Source organism: Lysinibacillus sp. AR18-8, assembly GCF_001705465.1.
GTDB classification, from domain to species: Bacteria; Bacillota; Bacilli; order Bacillales_A; family Planococcaceae; genus Lysinibacillus; species Lysinibacillus capsici.
In genome coordinates, this window is the sequence record NZ_MDGU01000013.1 from 92396 (window position 1) to 107988 (window position 15593).

At 38.7% G+C, this 15593-nt stretch carries 16 protein-coding genes; 11 read left to right on the plus strand and 5 right to left on the minus strand.

From position 1 onward, the window contains the following. Nucleotides 1–23: 23 nt before the first annotated feature. Nucleotides 24–1400, minus strand: coding sequence for a Na+/H+ antiporter NhaC (gene nhaC / locus BFM98_RS11520; RefSeq protein WP_066037451.1), 1377 nt, complete (start codon nt 1398–1400; stop codon nt 24–26). A 101-nt stretch (nt 1401–1501) separates the two neighbouring features. Further along, entirely contained in the window at nt 1502–2266 is a 765-nt protein-coding gene (locus BFM98_RS11525) for a sulfite exporter TauE/SafE family protein (protein ID WP_066037452.1), read from the minus strand. A 390-nt stretch (nt 2267–2656) separates the two neighbouring features. On the opposite strand from BFM98_RS11525, the gene BFM98_RS11530 reads away from it, so the two are divergent. The 8 genes from BFM98_RS11530 to BFM98_RS11565 all read left to right on the plus strand — a co-directional run bounded on the left by BFM98_RS11530 (nt 2657) and on the right by BFM98_RS11565 (nt 10345). Continuing rightward, nucleotides 2657–3277 carry a DUF47 domain-containing protein gene (locus BFM98_RS11530; protein ID WP_004229078.1) on the plus strand — a complete coding sequence of 207 codons (621 nt, stop codon included), beginning with the start codon at nt 2657–2659 and terminating at the stop codon, nt 3275–3277. 15 nt (nt 3278–3292) lie between these two features. Further along, nucleotides 3293–4309, plus strand: a complete 1017-nt coding sequence (locus BFM98_RS11535) for an inorganic phosphate transporter (RefSeq protein ID WP_004229076.1) — start codon at nt 3293–3295, stop codon at nt 4307–4309. A 387-nt stretch (nt 4310–4696) separates the two neighbouring features. After that, the gene (locus BFM98_RS11540; RefSeq protein WP_054550906.1) at nt 4697–5395 is read left to right on the plus strand and encodes a response regulator transcription factor; all 699 of its coding nucleotides are present in this window, start codon (nt 4697–4699) and stop codon (nt 5393–5395) included. Continuing rightward, the gene (locus BFM98_RS11545; RefSeq protein ID WP_066037453.1) at nt 5392–6840 is read left to right on the plus strand and encodes a HAMP domain-containing sensor histidine kinase; all 1449 of its coding nucleotides are present in this window, start codon (nt 5392–5394) and stop codon (nt 6838–6840) included. Before BFM98_RS11540 ends, BFM98_RS11545 begins: the two co-directional genes overlap by 4 nt. Then, on the plus strand, nt 6840–7910 hold the full coding sequence (locus tag BFM98_RS11550) for a LolA family protein (RefSeq protein WP_066037512.1): 1071 nt from the start codon (nt 6840–6842) through the stop codon (nt 7908–7910). Before BFM98_RS11545 ends, BFM98_RS11550 begins: the two co-directional genes overlap by 1 nt. Nucleotides 7911–7919: 9 nt before the next feature. Continuing rightward, nucleotides 7920–8141 carry a hypothetical protein gene (locus tag BFM98_RS11555; protein WP_004229062.1) on the plus strand — a complete coding sequence of 74 codons (222 nt, stop codon included), beginning with the start codon at nt 7920–7922 and terminating at the stop codon, nt 8139–8141. A 109-nt stretch (nt 8142–8250) separates the two neighbouring features. Beyond that, a complete protein-coding gene (locus BFM98_RS11560) occupies nt 8251–8466 on the plus strand; it encodes a hypothetical protein (protein ID WP_048390387.1) in 216 nt (71 codons plus the stop codon). A 103-nt stretch (nt 8467–8569) separates the two neighbouring features. Further along, a complete protein-coding gene (locus BFM98_RS11565; protein ID WP_066037454.1) occupies nt 8570–10345 on the plus strand; it encodes a cation:proton antiporter in 1776 nt (591 codons plus the stop codon). 262 nt (nt 10346–10607) lie between these two features. On the opposite strand, the gene BFM98_RS11570 is transcribed toward BFM98_RS11565, so the two are convergent. Then, complete coding sequence (locus BFM98_RS11570) at nt 10608–10961, minus strand: DUF4260 domain-containing protein (RefSeq protein WP_048390391.1); 354 nt, start codon at nt 10959–10961, stop codon at nt 10608–10610. Beyond that, the gene (locus BFM98_RS11575) at nt 10962–11387 is read right to left on the minus strand and encodes a MerR family transcriptional regulator (protein ID WP_048390393.1); all 426 of its coding nucleotides are present in this window, start codon (nt 11385–11387) and stop codon (nt 10962–10964) included. Between the two features lie 123 nt (nt 11388–11510). On the opposite strand from BFM98_RS11575, the gene BFM98_RS11580 reads away from it, so the two are divergent. The 3 genes from BFM98_RS11580 to BFM98_RS11590 all read left to right on the plus strand — a co-directional run bounded on the left by BFM98_RS11580 (nt 11511) and on the right by BFM98_RS11590 (nt 14870). Beyond that, entirely contained in the window at nt 11511–12017 is a 507-nt protein-coding gene (locus tag BFM98_RS11580) for a sigma-70 family RNA polymerase sigma factor (protein WP_066037455.1), read from the plus strand. Beyond that, complete coding sequence (locus BFM98_RS11585) at nt 12010–13200, plus strand: hypothetical protein (protein ID WP_066037456.1); 1191 nt, start codon at nt 12010–12012, stop codon at nt 13198–13200. Before BFM98_RS11580 ends, BFM98_RS11585 begins: the two co-directional genes overlap by 8 nt. A 221-nt stretch (nt 13201–13421) precedes the next feature. Continuing rightward, nucleotides 13422–14870, plus strand: a complete 1449-nt coding sequence (locus BFM98_RS11590) for a tetratricopeptide repeat-containing diguanylate cyclase (RefSeq protein ID WP_066037457.1) — start codon at nt 13422–13424, stop codon at nt 14868–14870. A 51-nt stretch (nt 14871–14921) separates the two neighbouring features. Here the strand turns inward: BFM98_RS11590 and BFM98_RS11595 are convergent, their stop codons facing one another. Beyond that, nucleotides 14922–15470, minus strand: a complete 549-nt coding sequence (locus BFM98_RS11595) for a GNAT family N-acetyltransferase (protein ID WP_066037458.1) — start codon at nt 15468–15470, stop codon at nt 14922–14924. Between the last annotated feature and the right edge of the window lie 123 nt (nt 15471–15593).

Genomic DNA, 15593 nt, shown 5'->3' on the forward strand with positions numbered 1-15593 from the left:
TTTTCAGCTACCTTTTGTTATGGTTAAAGCTTTGTTAATGTTTTGCCACTCCAGCCAAACAAGATCGTAAGAATTGGTCCAAGTAAACAGAAGAAGGTGAATGGTAGGTAATCCAGTGTGGAAATACCGAGAACACTTGCGATAAAAATACCACAAACACTCCAAGGCACAAGAGGGTTGACAACCGTACCAGCATCCTCCATGACGCGTGAAAGGTTTTTTGGTGCAAGCCCAACCTTTGCAAATTGTGCCTTAAAGGCCTCCCCAGTTAATAGAATGGATAAGTACTGTTCACCGATCAATGTATTGACACCGATGCCCGTGATGGCAGCACCCGTAATAACAGAACCAGCACTTTTAAATAAGCTTTCGATCTTCGTTAAAATGCTTTGAATAATGCCTAGTGTGAATAAAAGGCCACCCATTGTTAAGGCAAGTAAGACAAGCGCGATTGTAAATAGCATACTATTCATCCCACCACGAGTGAGCAAGGCATCTACCTCTTTATTACCAGTTTGAGAGACATAGCCATCAAACAGAATTTTGAAGACATCTGAAGCGGGAACTGGGTCAAGTAAAGAGCCAAGACCTACTCCAATAATGGACACAACAGCCAATGTAATGACTGCAGGTGCCTTGTAAAAAGTCATGATTACGAGAACAACAATTGGCAATAATGTATACCAATGAATAAGTCCTGTAGACAGTAAACCCCCTTTAAATTGCTCCACTGTCTCAAAGGATGTAGCAGCTCCTGTTGGGGAGATAATAGCATAGAGCACAAAGGAGATAAGAAAAGCAGGGATGGTTGTCCAGCCCATATTTTTAATATGCTCAAAAAGGTCTACACCAACTGTACCAGAAGCAAGATTGGTTGTATCGGATAATGGAGACATTTTATCACCAAAGAAGGCCCCAGAAACAATCGCTCCAGCTGTAATGGTTAGCGAGATATCCATAGCTCCGGCAATGCCCATAAATGCTACACCAACCGTTGCGACAGTTGTCAGAGAGCTTCCAATTGAAATACCAACGATACTACAAATTAAAAACACGATAGCAAAGAAAAAGTTTGGCGACACAGTTAAAAAGCCATAATAGATAAGGGTTGGGATCGTTCCACCCATAATCCAGCTGGAAATTAAAATGCCAATAAAAAAGAAAATAAAAACGGCGCCAAGTCCAGCGCTAGCACCAGCAATCATACCACCCTCAAGATCGCGAAAGGGTACTTTTTTCAGTAATCCATAAGCCAGTAAAATGGCAATCACAAGAAAAATCGGGATATGCGGCGTAGCCTTTAAATAGCCAATACTATAAGCCATTATGGCGATAATTAAAATAGTGATAAAGCTTGCCTCAAGAAATCGAGGGTTACTCTTTGCTTCTATTCGAAACATGTGAATCCTCCTAATAAATACTTCTGCGCTTCAATGCGGTGAAGCCCAAAAGTATTATAGCACGCTAATATTTTTTGTCAATTGACTGAAAATTGGCGGTCTCAATGAAAGAAATAATCCCAGGCATTTTTCAAAATCAATAAACATGTCATGACAATAAAGATGACACGCATCATGCTCGTTCCACGCTTCAGCGCAAATTTGGATCCAAGGATTGCCCCAAAGATCATGACAAAGCCCATCGAAAAACCATAGAGAAAATGAACTTCTCCTAAAACTAAAAACATGATTAATGCCGCTAAATTTGAGGTGAAATTAAAAGCTTTCGCATTACCAGCAGCTTGGAGAAAATCATAGCCCATCATTAATAGAATAAAAATAAAAAATGAACCCGTACCTGGTCCAAAAAAGCCATCGTAAAAGCCAATTGCCGCAAATGCACCTATATAGGCTAAATGTTTGGCTGTACTAAGTACACGCTCTTGATATTGCTGTCCCCAATCTTTTTTAAACATTGTATAAGCAGCTACAAGGACGAGCATAACAAGCATAAGTGGTTTTAAAATAGCGGGGGATACAAGATGGACAGTAAAGGCACCGAGTAAAGACCCTACAAAGATAAAGGGGAGGATTTTTCCGATTTTCTTGATATCAACTTTACCTGCACGTAAAAAAGTTAGCATACTTGTACCATTACTAATGGTATTGGCCAGTTTATTTGTGGCAATGGCTGTACTTGGAGGTAAACCAACAGCCATTAATGCAGGTAAGGAGATGAGCCCACCACCTCCAACAATCGCATTTAAAAAAGATGCGATAAAAGCAAGTAGTAATAATATTGTGAGTGAAAGTAAATCAATATCCATAAATATGCTCCCATCTTTCCTCATTGCGTTTTAACATAGCGTACTGCGGAAGTCAAAAAATAACAATGAAATTCCAGCATTTTCATGTAAATTTCGTTTACAATTCCTTAACATTTCACAAGACAAACAAATAAGCAGAAAAAAGTTTATTTCAAGTATTTTTATAAAAATAAAAGAAAAAATGGTCATTTTTAAAGAAAAAATAGTGATTTTTAATATTTGATTTCCAACGTTTACAACTTGCGAAATAGCTTAAAAATAAATGTGGCAAATTTTATATTACAGTTTTGTAAAATCAACATCTTAGTGTTTAAAATTTTGTAGAATTGTGTAAATGTTTTGTTATGATGGTTCAGAAATTGACAATATTTTTTCAACAGGAGGAACAGGATGTTCAACTCAAATAAGCAAGATCCATTTTTTCAGTCACTATTAAAAATTGCGAAAAACGTGAATGAGGGTATCTATTATGCTCATAATGCCCGTATTCAAGATATAGATGCGCTAAAAGAAATTGCAGATACAATGAAGCAATACGAAACAAGTGGCGATAAATTAATCCATGAGCTAATCGTTATGCTGAATAAATCCTTTATGACGCCAATTGAGCGTGAAGATATTTTAGCATTAGCCAATAAATTAGATGATGTGATTGATGGAATGGAAGGCTGTATTGCACACTTCAATATGTACAACCTAACAGAAGTAACAGAGCCAATGCGTCAATTCCTCACATATATTGCGAAAAGCACGGACGAAATGGTACAAGCCATGGAACTGTTAAATAGTAAAAAGCTTGTGGAAATGCGTAAACATGCTATTCAAATTAAGGACAATGAACGTGAATGTGATGAAATTTTCCGTTCTTCAATGAAGCAATTATTCATCCAAGAAAAAGACCCAATGCGTTTGATTGTTTTCAAGGATATTTATGAGCAATTTGAAGACATTGCGGACAGCTGTCAAACAGTAGCAAACACAATTGAAACAATAATTATGCGTAATGCATAAGATGGAGTGTACGAAATGGATACGATCTTATTAATCACCATATTAGTCGTTATTTTCGCACTTGTGTTCGACTTTATAAACGGCTTCCATGATACAGCCAATGCGATTGCTACCTCTGTATCGACCCGTGCCTTAAAGCCCCGTACTGCGGTTTATATGGCAGCAGTAATGAACTTCGTCGGAGCGATTACATTCGTTGGGGTAGCCAAAGCTTTAACAAAAGATATTGTGGACCCATTTTCTTTAAATGCCTATGATGGCGATATTACAGGTTCTGTTGTGATTTTAGCAGCCTTATTATCTGCCATTACATGGAATTTATTAACATGGTATTTTGGGATTCCATCAAGTTCTTCTCATACATTAATAGGTTCTGTTGCAGGGGCAGCTATTGCCGCAGCAGGATTTGATATTTTGAACTATGCTGGGTTTATTAAAATTCTTCAAGCACTTATTTTTTCACCATTACTAGCGTTCGCAGCTGGTTTCCTGATGATGACATTATTAAAAGTCATCTTCAAAGATATGAATTTATATCGAACGAATAAAGGCTTCCGTACAATGCAAATTGGGACAGCAGCCTTACAATCCTTTACACACGGGACAAATGATGCGCAGAAGGCAATGGGTATTATTACCTTGGCGCTAATCGCGGGCGGCCTACACCAAGGAGATGATATTCCTTTCTGGGTACGTTTTGCTGCTGCAACTGCGATGGGTCTTGGTACATCTGTCGGAGGTTATAAAATTATCAAAACGGTTGGCGGTAAAATCATGAAAATCCGCCCAGTAAATGGGGTAGCAGCAGACTTAGCTTCTGCATCGATTATCTTTGGTGCCACATTAATCCATTTACCAGTTTCTACTACACATGTAATTTCTTCATCCATCATGGGTGTCGGAACAGCACATCGTGTTAAAGGCGTTAAATGGGGGATGGCACGTAAAATCGTTACAACATGGGTCATCACGATGCCAATCTCTGCTGTCATGGCAGCATTGATTTACTATATTCTAAGTTTATTTTTCTAGTACGCTAAGGAATGCACAATCACAGTGCATTCCTTTTTTTAATGGATAAAAATGAAGGATGTAGCGGATAGAACCGGCAAAGTGAAGGATAACCCAGTTAAAGTAGTGGATAGAATGGCAAAATTGGCGGATAGCCCGGTTAAAGTAGTGGATAGAACCGGTAAAGCTGAAGGATAGCCCGGTTAAAGTAGCGGATAGAACCGGCAAAGTGAAGGATAGCCACACAAAATTGGCGGATAGCCCGGGCAGGAAGAAAACTGCTTCGATGAAATCGGTAGCCTCCCCCCTTGTGTAAAGTGCGGATACGCTCTAAGGTAATTATAAAGAAAGTGTAAAGTTCGGAGAAAACCGTTTTTTTCGTAGTAAGGTGAATGCAGGAGGAAAATGATGAAGGAAAAATTACTACTGATTGAGGATGATACAGCGATTGGGCGCATTGTGAAGGATACGCTAGAACAGGAGGGCTATTGTGTGACATGGGCTACTACGGGCCTTGAGGGACTGGAAGATTTTCAAACGCAACCTTTCGATTTAGTGCTAGTGGATTGGATGCTGCCAGAAATGGATGGGTTAACGGTTTGTCAAAATATCCGTTGGGAGAGTGATGTGCCAATCCTAATGATGAGTGCCCGCAAGGAAGATGCGGATAAGGTGGAGGGCTTGCAGGGGGCAGACGATTATATCGCTAAACCATTTAGCTTAGAAGAATTAAAGGCACGAGTTGCCTCTCATCTTAGACGCTGGCGACGCTACCACAAGCAAGACGTGATAGAAGAGCATACTGCCTATGCGAATGGATTAACAATAGATTGGCAACGACAAATAGTATGTGTTTATCAGCAAGAAATTGCATTAACTCAAAAGGAGTTTGCTCTTGTGAGGCTGCTAGCTAAAAATCCGAGTCAAACCTTTACAAAAGAAGAACTGTATCAGCATATTTGGCAGCAAGCAACGTTAGAGGACACTCATACTGTCACAGTGCATATCAAGGCATTGCGCGAAAAGCTCAAGGATTCTGTGAAAAACCCAAATTTCATTCAAACTGTGTGGGGTAAGGGCTATCGTTTTATTGGTGAACCATTATGAAAATAAAAGCGTGGTTACTAATTATGTTTTTTATTGTAATGGTCATACCCATAGTAGGAGCTTATAGCCTTTATGTGTGGATTAATGCTTATTACCAAGATAAAAATGTGGCGGAGTACTTTGACAAGTGGACAGAGCTAAATCAGGTAAAAGATGTCGTTGACAATCCAGTGCTTTATCAAAAAAATGCCGATTTTGAGGAGATAGAGGAACTTACCAATGAGAAGCTGGCGATTACCCTCTATACGAAATCTGGCTATGTTTTATATTCCTCCAACCCTTTGCTAACGGGCTATGTAGGGAAAGAGCGCATGTTAAATGGTTTATATGATTTACAGCAAGCATACAACGCCTTTACATACAAGGAGCCTGTATATCTAAAAGGTGATTTGCTTGGCATCTATGAAATTCAATTAATACGAACAGATTGGGTAAAGGGTGTAGAAAAGCGTTCATGGCTTGTCATCGCAAGCACGATCCTGTTGTTTCTTATCATTTATTTAACTGTCATCTTGTTGCTTCATCGGAAACTGAATCGGCCATTAGGTGAACTGATGCAGCACATGCGTCATTTTGCGAAAGGTCAGCATGTTAAATCAACTCTAAGCGTAAGAAAAGATGAGATTGGGGCACTTGCCAAAACATTTGAGGCGATGCAGGTTGAAATTGAAAAGACTCGAGCTTCCTTAAAAGCGGAACAACAGCAAAAAGAAATGATGATTGCAAGTATTTCCCATGATTTGAAAACACCCCTTACAGCCATCCAAGCCTATGCGGAATCTTTACAAAATAAAGGCTTATCAGAACAGCAGGTGGCAGAATATCAGCAGGTCATCGTTACGAAGGCAGATCGGATGAAGCATATGCTAGAGGATTTAATGATGTTTACCTTACTTCAATCAACGAACTATACATTAGAGCTCATTGCTGTGGATGGAGAAGAATTTTTTGACATGGCCTTGTCTGACTATGAACCGTTATGTGAGGAAGAAGGATTTACATTAAAAGTCTTCTGTTCCGTAGATGGACTCTATGCTGTGCATCCTAAACAACTTCAGCGTGTCATTGATAATTTATTGAGCAACGCCTGGCGTTATGGGGAAAAGGGGACAACAATAGGCTTAGCGGCAGTCAATGCTGGAAATGATCCCGAATGGGGCTTTGATTTCTTGAAGTCTGCTTTAAACAAGCAAGAAGGCATGTATATAATTGTGCAAAATCACGGAAGAGGCATACCACAACAGGACATTGTAAAATTATTCGAGCCAATGTATCAAGCAGATTATGCGAGATCAAAGGCTGGTGAACGAGGAACAGGACTAGGCTTAAATATTACAAAACAAATTATTGAAAAACATGGGGGTACTGTCGAACTGCTTTCTAGAGAGAACATTGGAACAGCAGTAATTTGCTGGCTACCACCTTATAAAGGAGTAAATGAATGATGAATTGGAAAAGATCTTGCCGAGCAGCAGGCTTAATTGCTGTTATGACATTTAGCTTGGTGGGCTGTAATTCAGAGGCAACTTATACACCTCAGGAAATTATCGACCAAGCCCTTCAAGAATCGAAAGAGCCACTCACTTATTATGGCGAATATACGTTAGATATGGGAGAGCTAGGTGGTAAAGCTCAAGTGAAGGAATGGGTCAAGGATAGCAATAGACGGATAGAAATGACAGGCGATAATGGTGAACATGTTATCACAGTTAAAAATGATGCTAAAGTGATTAGCTATGATGTCACTGAAAAGACAGCCTACACAATGGATTATTCACAACCTGAATTAGACAGCTTGCAATCACCTAAAGATCAGGTACAGCTTATTTTTAATATGGTTAAAGATACGCATGATATTAAGATAGCAGGAGAAGAGAAGGTTGTAGGTAGAGATACCTATAAAATCGTCGCAAAAACGAAGAATACGGAATCGTTATTCGGCGATATTGAAGCTTGGATTGATAAAAAGACTTGGCTGACATTAAAAATGAAGACAGATAGTGCAGGGACTCATATGCTCACTGAATATTCTAAGATTAATTTTGGTGAAAAAATAGATGCTCAACAATTTACACTAGATCTACCAAAGGATGTAACGATTCAGGGAATTAGCGGACAGGATACTTCTGAATCCATTTCATTGGACGACGTAAAGCAGCAGCTTGAAAAATTTTTATTAGTACCAGAAGTAAATGGTCTAACGTTAGACAACATATCCATGGTTAAAGGGATAGAGGAACGACCAGAATACTCTTTCGATTATGTTTTAGATGGAGAGCTAGCCTTTTTTGTCACGATTTTTAAAGCAGATGCTAGTGTTGCAGATATTGGTCCCATTTTAAATGAAAAAGAAATAGATATTCGAGGACAAAAAGGCACCGTTATGGATGGTGAAAATTTCCGTTCCCTTGCTTGGCAAGAAAACGGCTACCAATATAGTATGGTTGGGCAAAATCCAGAATTAACAGTTGAGGATCTTTTAAGCTATGCGCAACAAATGACCGTTGTACAATGAGGTGATACTATGAAAAAAGCGCAAGGACTAAAATGTCTGGCATTATTTTTATTTACCACTATTTTCTTATATGGGGTAGGGGAAACATATGAGGTGTCTTGGCTACAATTTCACTTTACGGGACAATATCAGGATGTAGGCTTTTATTTCAGTTTTACATCCCTCATTCCAATATTAATTGGATTGTTAATGGTGGGTCTATATGAATCATTGTTAAAAAGATTCATCTAAATAATTTGGAGCAGGATCAGAGTGGAGGATCCTGCTTTTTTTATGGTAGAAATAGAGTTGGTATATTACAATATTTATGTAAAGAGGATATTAATAGGAGGTTTCTTCAATGGCTACATTTCTACATGGCTTTGCTCAACAACTCATTTTCCCCTTGTTTATGATTTTATGCTTTTATTTCACATTAACTTATTTTCATCATCTAAAGACAGGCGATGATCGTGGTATTAAGAACACAAAATGGGCTGCAGTGGTATGTTTAGCTTTCGCTTTGGTTGCACCAGCGCTTTATAATGTGATTACGTTTATGGTCATGATGAGGTAAAGTGATAATTTTGGCACAATACGTACATAATGTAAGGTAACAGGTTTAGTCCTTCTAAAATGAGGGAATATACATTCATCCTAGGATATTGTAGGTGGTACATATGTTTGACAATTTACTATTTCAGTTACCTTTTATTATTTTTATCGGTTTATTTTCACAGTGGTTAGCATGGCGTTTTCGCATGCCTGCCATTGTCATTATGAGTATCGCTGGGCTAATTATTGGTCCGTTTACAGGGTTAGTGTCTCCAAAAGAGACATTTGGCCCTATTTTTCATACCATTATTTCTCTGGCAGTTGCCGTTATATTATTTGAAGGAAGTTTAAGCCTTGATTTTCGAGAAATACGTGGCTTTAAGAAGTCCATATTGCGTATTTCCACAGTAGGGGCAGCCATCGCTTGGATTGCAGGCTCTACTGCCGCGCATTTTGTTGCAGGGCTATCATGGCCAGTCTCTTTTGTCATTGGTGGATTATTTATTGTGACAGGTCCAACCGTTATTTTGCCTTTATTGAGACAAGCAAAATTGAAGGAGCGACCAGCAGCTATCTTAAAGTGGGAAGGCATCGTTGTAGATCCTTTTGGCGCATTGTTAGCGCTATTTGCGTATCAGGTCGTTTTGGGTATATATCATTTAGAAGGTGGGACATCTCTAACCGTTTTCTTTGTTTCCGCCTTTTTAGCCGCCCTGTTAGGAGGGGGCGTCGGTTATGTAATGGGGCAATGCTTGGAGCGTGGTTTAATTCCAGAGTTTTTGAAATCACCTCTGTTACTTGCTACTATTTTACTTGTTTTTGCCCTAAGCGATGCCATCATGCACGAGACGGGCTTATTGGCTGTGACAGTGATGGGGCTTGTGATGGCAAATATGCATTTAACAAGTCATCATGAGCTGTTGCATTTTAAAGAAAATATTTCGGTTATTTTAATTTCAAGTGTCTTTATTATGCTGACATCGTCTTTAACCATCGATACGTTATGGCAAATCGTTGATTGGCGTATGCTACTATTCGTGCTAGCAATGATGTTTATTGTTCGACCGTTATCGATTTGGATTGCGACCATTAATACGGGCTTAACATTGGAAGAACGGGCCTTAATTGGGTGGATTGCACCGAGAGGGATTGTAGCATTAACCGTTTCAGGTTACTTTACAACGGCACTACAAGACGTAGGTTTTCAAAGTGCACAATTATTAACAGCGCTCACATTAGCACTTGTTTTTGCGACAGTGGTTGCCCATGGCTTTAGCATTGGCTGGCTTGCGAAAAAATTAGATCTACAAGCTTCCACTGGGAAAGGTATTGTGATTGTAGGCGCTTCTCCATTTACAACACAGCTTGCAACGTCCCTGCAAAATAACGGAATTGATGTGTTGATGATGGATCGTGCATGGGAAGATTTATCTGCTGCTCGACAAAATGGTATTAAGACGGAAACAGGTGATATTTTAAGCGAGCATACTGAGTTTTATGTTGATTTAACCCCATATGATCAACTAATTGTAGCAACAAAGCAGGACGCCTATAATGTCCTTGTTTGTGCAGACTTTGTTCCAGAATTAGGGCGTCTCAATATTTTTCAAACGGCTTTACATTCTACAGACCCTAAAAATTACTCACGGAAGTACGGGGGACAGCTTCTTGTCGATGCACAGCATGATATTCATCAGCTCAATGAACTGATAGAGCAAGGTGCACAACTTCGTCAAACGAAAATTACAGAAGTATTTACATGGAAGGATTATGTAGAACAAAATCCTCATGCCGTCTGGGTGTATGCTATAACACAGGATGGAGCTATCGTGTTGGATATGGTCAATAAATATGACGATATAAAACATGAACCACATACTATTATTAGTTTAATTCGCTAAAACCAGCCACCTGTTTGTGCAGGGCGGCTGGTTTTTTGATGCAAGAGAAAGGAGACTAGTTGACTGAAAATGACCATGCTTGGAATTAGTGTTCTGCCTGTTTTATACAAAACAAGAACAGCTAGCTTAAAGAGAGCAACTCTATATTCCGATGATGAATAATGGTAATCCTACCCCAAGAGAGCATTTAATTAGGAGATTTTTCTAACCCATTTCTACTAAAAATCGCAGTGTTAAATGGCTAGTCATACTTTCCTCCTCATTACGCAATCTGCTGTAAATGTGTCTTCTTAAAAGCGTCATCATATTTTAAACCATAGCCAAGTGCGCGATCTAAGAAAATATGTGCGAGCCAAATCAGGGCAGCCATCAGAGGTATTGATGTAGTCGTTAGCAAACCAATCACCATCAACATGGCAGGTAACACAAAACTATGCCCCATATTATAGAAAAGAGCGCCTATTTTTGTATTGATGAGATAGCCAACCATGGTGATGTCTGGGAGCAATAAAAACACAATAAAATAAAGCCATGGAAAATTTAGATGACCATAGAAAGAAGCTGTGATGATGAAAGCAAGGATATATTCGATTGAGATGATTTTACGTAGTGACATTTAACCACGACCTTCCAGTAAATTTTGATACATATCCTCAATGAGTAAGGCAATTTTTTCTTGATTTTCTTCAAATTGTCCGTCAGCCATTAACGTTTTTGTCAGTTGTAACGAATGAAGCGCATGCTGATAGAATCGTAGTTGCTGCTCAATTTGGGCAATCTTTGTGGAAAATAGCTGTACCGTTTCTTCATTACATGCTGTTGAAATAGGCTTTTGTTCGAGTGTCAGTAAATGTTTAATTTCTTGAAGCGTAAAGCCTAGCTGACGTAAAACGATAATAAATTTCATTGTATGTTCACACATGGCATCATACACACGGTAGCCATTGTCTTGTTTTTGCGGCTGTAAGAGTCCCTCTTTTTCATAGTAGCGAACGGTATCAGTTGTTAATTGAAATTTCTCGGCGAATTGTTTAATTTTCATGTAAGTACCTCCTAAATTCATCCTAACATTGGAGTATGCTCCAAGGTCAAGGTGCTTGAGGAAAAAATTTAAAAAAATGAAACGGTCATTCAGTGGCAGTCGTTTATAGTGTAAGAAGGGGAGGTGGACGGCATACTTGAGGAAATGATCGAAGAACATGCAGCACATTTATTACGTCTCGCCTATTTTTATGTAAAAAACCGACAAACCGCAGAGGATATTGTGCAAGAGGTCTTTATTAAATTTTCTCAGCGTGGTTATGAAGAACGCGGGCAGTTGCGTGCGTATTTATCCACTCTAACGATTAATCAAAGCAAGGATTATTTAAAAAGCTGGCATTATAAGAAATTACTATTACAAGAAAAAATATTTCCTATTCAGGGGAATAAACAACGAGATGAGCTTGTGGCAGCAGAGGAACGGTCTCACATTGGGGCAGCTATTTTAAAGCTTTCACTTACCTATCGGGAGCCTATTATCCTTTATTATTTTGAAGAAATGAAAATTCGTGATATTGCCCAGCTACTTGGCATTGCGGAGAATACGGTGAAAACAAGACTGAAGCGGGCAAGAGAAGCATTAAAGCCTCATCTAAAGCAGGAGGAATGGGAGGTGCTTAGACATGAATGAGATACAGAAGGAATTACTCAAAGTCGCTGGTGATATGACAGCAAGCAAAGAACGAGTCAAAAAACAAGTACTAAAACAGTCTATCAATAGAAGGAAGCCTTTTCGTTTCACTCTATTAACCATCCTACTGACACTTTGTGTGGTGGGGTTTATGATGGTGCAGCTTCTTACGAACGAAACAGAGCAAACAACCTCACTATTTCATGAAAGACAGCTTGAGCATTTCGAACGGATTAATCGGCTAATGTGGCCAGGGAAAGAGCAGGAATTTTATAAAGAGGAAGCCTATCTATCGTATGAGAAGCTCGTTGCCGCCTACTATTTTGCGAAATCATTAGGGATTGATTATTCTAAGGCAGAGCTAGAGGCGGAGAGAAAGAAGCAGGTAGAACAGTTGGAAATGCTTTATCAAGCATCTGAATACGAAGCACTATTTCAGGGATTAGCACCGAAACAGTATGTTGAAACATATCTCGAGCCCCTACTGCCGATGTATACAACGCGAACAAAGCTATATGCCTTCTATAAAGAAAAATATCCAACTTTTTATGCTTACCAAGAAGTAGCCAATATTGATGCCAAACGATATTTCCAAGCGCATTATACTGATCAGGCAACAGCCTTTCAAGAGGAGCATAAAATCGTAATACGGACCAGTTCACATGGCTCTTCAATGGTTGGAACAGTTGCAAAGGTTGAAGCGAATGTTTTCTTATTTATTGAAGGAGTGATTCCCGAGGACCTTGATCATATGACGGAAGAACAGCTTGCTGAAAAATATGAACAGGCCAATTGGTATCCTGTGCTGGATGATTTTCCTGTCAAGCAGGGGGATTATATTACTTTAACTTCTATGGGAACAGGCAGTATAGAGGAAAACGGGGTCGTAAGAAATTATGGTTTATTATCTAAACTGGAAAAGCTAGAGCCAACCATTACAAAAAAGCTTGAGCTAGAAAATGACAAAGAGGTCGCTCAGTTTTTACAGAATATCCCTTGGCAGCCCGCAAATTATATGAAAAGGCCACCCGAATATTCATTTGAAGTAGAAGGCGTCCGTATTGAAATGTGGAAGGGCTATGGCGGTTCAATTTATCTCCAAAAGGCTGGAAGCGGAGAAATTCACCTTAGTGCCAACAGAGCGAAGGCATTAATAGCCATCCTAGGCATAGAAGAATCTTAACAAGTCTCTTGAAAGAGGCTTGTTTTTTGTTTAGGGGAAAATTATAGTGAAAGTACCATGTTAAAATAACCTTTAATTGAATGTAGGAAAAAATACACAGTGATTTTCTTTATTAGGCTGAATTACTTAATATCGAAAAAATAAATGAGTCCAAAGAATTGTAATATTTTAAGGTCAAAGGTAGTATTAAAGAAGTAAGGATGAAGAAAAGGAGGGGCGGTATGAACGCACAAGAATTTGAAGAACTATGGATTACGCTTAATGAGTTATATAATGCGGATCGTTTTTTAGAATATATAGAAATAAGTAGTGCCGCAATTGAAAGTGCCATTAAGCTTGAAATGTATGATAAGGCTATCCTTCTATTACGTTATAGCTGTGCCAGTTATTTTCAAACGGGTGATTTACAGCTTTCTATAAGTGTCCTTGAACAATATCGTGAGCTAACTTTTCAACATGGCAACGATATTGATGTAATTCAATATTACAATTTAGCAGCCATTTATTGGGGAACATTTGGTCATTTAAAGAAATCAGAAGAGTTGATGCTGAAAGGCTTAAAAATTGCTGAAGCAATCCAGCACGTGGAGAGCATGGGGAAAATCTATAACAATCTGAGCGACTTAGAAATATCCATGGGAAGCTATCGGACAGCTAAGGAATTTGCCTTAAAGAGTTTATATTATGCGAATGCGTTTGAAATGAAGCATAAAGAGCCTTATACAGGGATTATCCATCCGAAGACAAACCTAGCTGTTGCACTTATTTGGCTTGAAGAATTTGAGGAAGCCAATACGATATTACAAGAATTAATGGCAACGATTCATCATCCACCCTATTCGAAAGTACAACTTGAGGTACTCAATGCCTATGCCTTCCTGTGTGAAAGACAGGGACGTATAAGTGAGGCCATAGATTTATATCAAAAGACAAAGCATTATGCTTTACAAAACAATGACCTTTCTCTACTTCAACTAATTTATAATTCTTTAGTGAAGCTAATTGAGGAGCAAGGCAATAAAATTGTATTATGTGCGATACAAAAGGAATATATAAATATTTTGTTAGAAATCCAGCGTGAAAACTATTCACATGTATTGTTTGAAATGGAATATAACGATCATAAGAAGCAGTTTGAAAAAAATGCCTATATTGATCCTCTGACGAATATTTACAATCGTCGCTATTTTGATGAACAGGCCAAAAAGATGGTCGAAAAGGCGACTGAAAATCATCAGCAATTGGCCTTGATGATGGTGGATTTAGACCATTTTAAAGAAATCAATGACATGAATGGCCATTTATTTGGCGATGATGCTTTGACGAATACAGCCAAAACCTTACAGGACTATTTTCAGCCCTTTGAGTCCATTGTTGCCCGATTTGGGGGGGATGAATTCATTGTGTTGAGTCAAGTAAAGGAAGGTGAATCAGTGCAAACATTGGCTGACAACCTGTATCAAACCTTAACGGCACTATCACTAACAGTGAATAATCAAACGGTTCAGTTGGAATTTAGTATTGGTGTCAGTACGAATGATCATGGCAAAATTCAGAAAGTAGAGGAGCTTATCCAGCATGCGGATGAAGCACTCTATAAATCAAAGCGTAACGGCCGCAACCAAATTACGCACTATAATCATTATTGCGATGTGGGAAATGGTATTTAAAAGAGAGAGAGGCATATCTACGCGGAAAGTGCCTCTTTCGTAAACGTGTTGCTAGTGTGATTGATTAAGCAAGCCATAAAACACAATATCTTCAAAAGTCCCGTTTTTATAAATATGATCCTTTAATGTTCCCTCATAGTGCATGCCACATTTCTCCATAATTTTCCCAGAGGCGGGATTAGATTGGAAATACCGGGCATAAATACGATGATACTGTTTCACCTGAAATGCAAATTCAATCATCGCTTGAGCGGCCTCTGTTCCATAGCCATTACCCCAATAGGGCTCTCCAATCCAATAAGCGATTTCTCCTCTTTGATGTTGGGATTGATTTGACAGTCCTATCGCGCCATATAATTGTCCACTTTGTTTGTCTGTTATCGCAAATTCGTAACTTCGATTTTCCTCAAAGTTTTGTTGATGCGTGGAAATCCATGATAATGCACATTCTAATGTATAAGGATAAGGTAAACTCAATGTGCTTTTATAGATCGCATAATTGTTACATAAAACACTTACTTCCTGTGCATCTGCTTGCGTAAAAAGTCGAAGTATTAAACGTGTTGTTTCTATCGTCTTTTCAGTTGGCGAATAAATCATCGAATACCCCCTTTTCAATGGTTGGATTGATTATAGCACAATAAAAAGTAAAGTAAACCAAATAATGGGTGTTATAAAGTATCTTGAATTGGAATAAAAATTTATTGAAAAACGATAAACTAT